This is a genomic window from Methanocalculus sp. (assembly GCF_029762515.1).
In the GTDB taxonomy this organism is placed as follows: Archaea; Halobacteriota; Methanomicrobia; order Methanomicrobiales; family Methanocorpusculaceae; genus Methanocalculus.
Genome location: NZ_JARVGN010000219.1, coordinates 1 through 3,891, shown reverse-complemented (window position 1 = coordinate 3,891; position 3,891 = coordinate 1). Strand labels below are relative to the sequence as shown.

General features: G+C 48.9%; 9 protein-coding genes and 1 tRNA gene. 1 reads left to right on the top strand and 9 read right to left on the bottom strand.

The window, feature by feature from the left end; translation table 11 throughout:
- Window positions 1-333: regulator of amino acid metabolism, contains ACT domain protein (locus QCH34_RS08355; RefSeq protein ID WP_300332785.1), on the bottom strand; the 333-nt coding region annotated here is incomplete at its 3' end.
- Window positions 334-640: 307 nt separating this feature from the next.
- Between QCH34_RS08355 and QCH34_RS08350 the strand changes: the two genes are divergently transcribed.
- Window positions 641-725, top strand: a tRNA-Leu gene (locus QCH34_RS08350).
- Between the two features lie 731 nt (window positions 726-1,456).
- Here the strand turns inward: QCH34_RS08350 and QCH34_RS08345 are convergent.
- The 8 genes from QCH34_RS08345 to QCH34_RS08310 form a co-directional block, all read right to left on the bottom strand.
- Entirely contained in the window at window positions 1,457-1,594 is a 138-nt protein-coding gene (locus QCH34_RS08345; RefSeq protein WP_300332784.1) for a hypothetical protein, read from the bottom strand.
- Complete coding sequence (locus QCH34_RS08340) at window positions 1,591-1,917, bottom strand: hypothetical protein (RefSeq protein WP_300332781.1); 327 nt, start codon at window positions 1,915-1,917, stop codon at window positions 1,591-1,593. The genes QCH34_RS08345 and QCH34_RS08340 overlap by 4 nt, the downstream gene beginning before the upstream one ends.
- Window positions 1,914-2,180 (bottom strand): hypothetical protein, encoded by a 267-nt coding sequence (locus tag QCH34_RS08335; RefSeq protein ID WP_300332779.1) that lies wholly within the window; start codon window positions 2,178-2,180, stop codon window positions 1,914-1,916. The genes QCH34_RS08340 and QCH34_RS08335 overlap by 4 nt, the downstream gene beginning before the upstream one ends.
- A 22-nt stretch (window positions 2,181-2,202) precedes the next feature.
- Window positions 2,203-2,682 (bottom strand): hypothetical protein, encoded by a 480-nt coding sequence (locus QCH34_RS08330; protein WP_300332777.1) that lies wholly within the window; start codon window positions 2,680-2,682, stop codon window positions 2,203-2,205.
- A complete protein-coding gene (locus QCH34_RS08325; protein WP_300332775.1) occupies window positions 2,679-3,119 on the bottom strand; it encodes a hypothetical protein in 441 nt (146 codons plus the stop codon). The genes QCH34_RS08330 and QCH34_RS08325 overlap by 4 nt, the downstream gene beginning before the upstream one ends.
- A 13-nt stretch (window positions 3,120-3,132) precedes the next feature.
- Complete coding sequence (locus QCH34_RS08320; RefSeq protein WP_300332773.1) at window positions 3,133-3,255, bottom strand: hypothetical protein; 123 nt, start codon at window positions 3,253-3,255, stop codon at window positions 3,133-3,135.
- Window positions 3,256-3,329: 74 nt separating this feature from the next.
- Entirely contained in the window at window positions 3,330-3,503 is a 174-nt protein-coding gene (locus QCH34_RS08315) for a hypothetical protein (RefSeq protein ID WP_300332771.1), read from the bottom strand.
- Window positions 3,504-3,698: 195 nt separating this feature from the next.
- On the bottom strand, window positions 3,699-3,891 hold a 193-nt coding region (locus QCH34_RS08310), incomplete at its 5' end, for a hypothetical protein (RefSeq protein ID WP_300332769.1).

The window sequence follows — 3,891 nt, the reverse complement described above, 5'->3', positions numbered from 1 at the left end:
CGATGCAACAATATGTTTGTCTGAAGCGTTCTTTGGGATGAGGGTAATGATTGCGAGTCCGAGCACTTCTGCAACCTGCGAGAGATCCGGTGTCACGCGGATGTTACAGAAGACCTGGCGCAGGGTCTCGTGATCGAGGATACTGCGGGCGGTGGTGTCGACGACACGCCTGTCAACACCTATTGCACGCGCTACCTGGGTGGCGGGCATCTCGATCCCGTTTGCGGTGACCTTCCCCGATTCATTGACTCCAAACCCGTTTTCGAGGAGAAATCTGACAACGCGGAGTTGTGACGGGGAATCTGAGAAGGCATCAACGATATCGTACCACATAGTCACCTGATTGTTGGTGTCATGACGGAAAAAGGATGCGATGTATAATGATGCAGGATAGTGTGTATCAGTATACATGGTTGCCAGAGATGGGGCAGGGAAATGAAGGATTGTTCAATCAACCGGGATGAATATCCCCTCTCCGCTTGGAAAACGAGATCGATAGCATTTTTAAGGATAGCATCGTATTTGTTTAAGTCAACCGAGCGAGGGTTGCCGAGCCAGGTCAAAGGCGCTAGCTTGAGGGTATCCTTCGAAATAGGGCGCTAAATGCTCCGATTGACAAAAGAAATAATATTCATAGGTTGCGAGGGTTGCCGAGCCAGGTCAAAGGCGTAAGGTTGAGGGCCTTATCTCGTAGGGGTTCGCCGGTTCGAATCCGGTCCCTCGCATTTTCTAATTGTTCCCTTCTGTGCTTTGCCTTTATTAATGTTTTCCATATTCAACCCGATGCCCGCCTTCACACTGTCGATATGAGGCACTTTCTCAGGTGTTCCCTTGTGCTCATATACCCATAAATACAGACTGCCTTAAATCGCTGATATGAAGATGAGGTATTGAGAAGCCATCGTCCTCGAACATCGCGGAAAGTTTGTCAGATTTCGGACACCTGTCTAAATCCTGACAAACTTTCATCCTCTGGCTGATGGTTTCCTTGGTTGTACCCACCGCATCCGCGATCTCCTGCTGCGTGGAGCAGGTGTGATACTCCGAACTGTTCCCCGATGCGTTCGGCGGTGTTCGTAGATTCAAAAGGCAAAGTGTTTGCTCTTTGTTTTGATGCGTTGATGTTACCGGTCGGCGCCCCCTGCTCTTTCCCGATCTTCTCTGCGGTGCGTTCTGGATTAACGGGATCATTTTGATCCCGTTTTTCGGGTCTCCCCTCCCTTTTCTTCCTTGCTGAGTAATGCTTTCCCGATCTTCTCGTCTTAACAATGTTATGACGATGTTATGAGACTGTTAAGAGCGGTGCTGCTCAAATCGCCACCATACACCCACACAGACGCCATTAGAAGGCGGATCTCAATGGTGCTGGAGGTTTATACCTTGAAAAAAAGAGAGTTTGGGATGGAATACCAGTAAAGCCTCTGGCGTGTCTCCCCGCCGCCGTCATCGGCCCCTGTCACGAATATGAAATATCCGGTGAAGGGTTCTCAAGCGCGTCTATCCGCTGCTCAAGTTCCCTGATCCGCTCGTTGGTTTTCTGAATATACCGGGCAACTTCTAAAGAAAGTTCAAATACCCGATCCTCATCCATCATCGGTTCCGCCGGGGTATGTCGTCATGAACGATCACACTTGCACGATCTGGATCTGTTGTGCTCTCACTGACCCATCCGATCGGCTCTCCTGCATTAATGCTGAAATCAGCGATCCCGATCGCGATCACAGGTCTTGAGCCCGCCCGTCTCTCGGTGAAGGCTTCGATCGCCTCTGCTTCTGTGGCATACAAGGTTGCCCCTTCCGGTATCTCGTCTCCCTCATATATCGCCCTGTGACTGACAAGTGCGATCGGGCCTTCCTCATCCGGGGTGACTCTCTCTTCTGCCTTCCGAAGTCTCGTTATCAGTGGCCCGATCGTCATCGTCCCATCTCCATCAACTTCTCTTCAATGGCAGTCATCCGTTCTGCGAGTTTTTCGTTCTCCTGATCCTTAATCAATGAAGCAATCACGGCGACGGAATTGTTAAATGTCCGGATAAATGCCAGCATTTCAGCATCGTGTTTTCCCGGTCGGAATCGCTGATGCAACCTCATATAACTTTTTTTCGTGATAACGGAAGCCATATTAAGCACCGCTTCACGATCCAAAGTATTCAGGTTCTCCGTTTCGATATCAATTGGCATCTTAAATACCCCCTTATCAGCGTTATTTTTCACCGCTGATGAACAACCGGATCACGTGCGATCCCTGCTCGCAGGTGCAAGGGATTGAGAACGTCCCTTCGAACGCCTGCACCATCGCCATGAATCCGTGCCGCCCATTGGTGAGGCGCGATCGTGCTGTGCCGCTCTGATGATAGAGTGCCTGCATATCTCCCAGTTCCCCGCCGTCTTTACAGAATGGAACCGTCTTGATAATTTTGCCGTCGATGGTTCCCAGAATAAACCCGGCTCGTATGCCTTCTTCGAAGGTCTTCTGTTCGCGTGCCTTTCGGGCTTCCTCGACCATTCGCGCCTGCTCTGCCTTAATGCGTTCCTTTTCGGCTGCCTCCTCCTGGAGTTTGGCACGGCGTTTGGCAACCGCCTCGTTAAGGTCGATACCCGCCGCTTCTGCAAGGATTCTGATTTCCTCGTGTGGGGTAAGGCATCCGGCGATCGGGTTTACGTCCCTTGCTTCGGGCATCATTCGAAATCACCCTGCATCTGTTGTTTCGCTGTGAAAGTATGACTCGTAACTTTCCTGCTCTGCGTGGATTCACCCATAAAACGCAATCCGTATTTAGTTTCAAGGTCATACTGTTCTTGTGCCTCTGCCATCAGTTGCCGGTTAAACTCTTCCGCCTTGACTTGTGCCAGCTCTTTGTCAAGCCTCTCCATGTTCCGCAACTTCATCTTTGCCGTCTCCTGTGCAAATGCGTCTTTCACCGCCTGCTGGTCACCGGGTGATAGTTTATTGAACTCCACCTCGATCTCTTTCAGAAGTTGATCCTCTGTTTTTGCGATATTCTCCGCTCTCATCTGACATACCTTCCGGGTGTCTCCTGGCTTGCACTCGATCGGCTGTGTCTCTCCGCTGAATACCTGCATAGTCGGCTTCAGTCTGTTGATAATTCCGTTTAACATTCAAATCGCCCCTTCATTCAAAAATAATTCTCTCGTCCTCTTCCGTCAGCGCTGCATCGATCGCGTTCGTGATCCACTGTGATCGGCTGATCTGTCCGCGTGCTTCATCAACCGCCCTGATTTTCTCACAAGGCATGCTGATACTAACGGGCCTTCTCCAATCCTGTATATCTTTCATACATTCATCCCCCATTAAATAATTATAATTATTTATCTATCTCTACCTTCACTTAAATATATTGTTCTGATATCTGGATTCTCTTTTATCCCTGATTTTTCGTTTGATTCTTCAATACGATCTATCAGATATTTGAGAGAATATACTCCCGGTTCGATTCGGGCCTTTACCCTCACGGATTCCGGGATAGTGATCTGGGAGATCATGCTATCCGCTCCCCCTGTGATCCTGAAAGTTCGTCGTCCTGAATCCGGGTGTTGTCTGTCTGTTCTTTTGATCAAAATTCCCCGGATTCACTGAATGATCAAAGTTCACAAAGTTATCTCTCGAAAAAGATCCCCAAAAGAAAAAGGGAACTTTGTGAATTTTGATTATTTTGTTTATTATGAATATTTTGATAATTATTTTAGAAGATACCATATCTCCAGCCTCCCCTTACTGCTCTTTGCCTCTCTGGATTCGATCTCTTCCGATTCGATCAGACTGTTGATCTCCGGCGTAACATCGCTTGATTTTCGGTGAAGGTGTCGCAACAAATCCGATCGGGTGCATTTGCCTCCCCGTCTCTTCAGAAAGCCAATTATCCGATCCTGA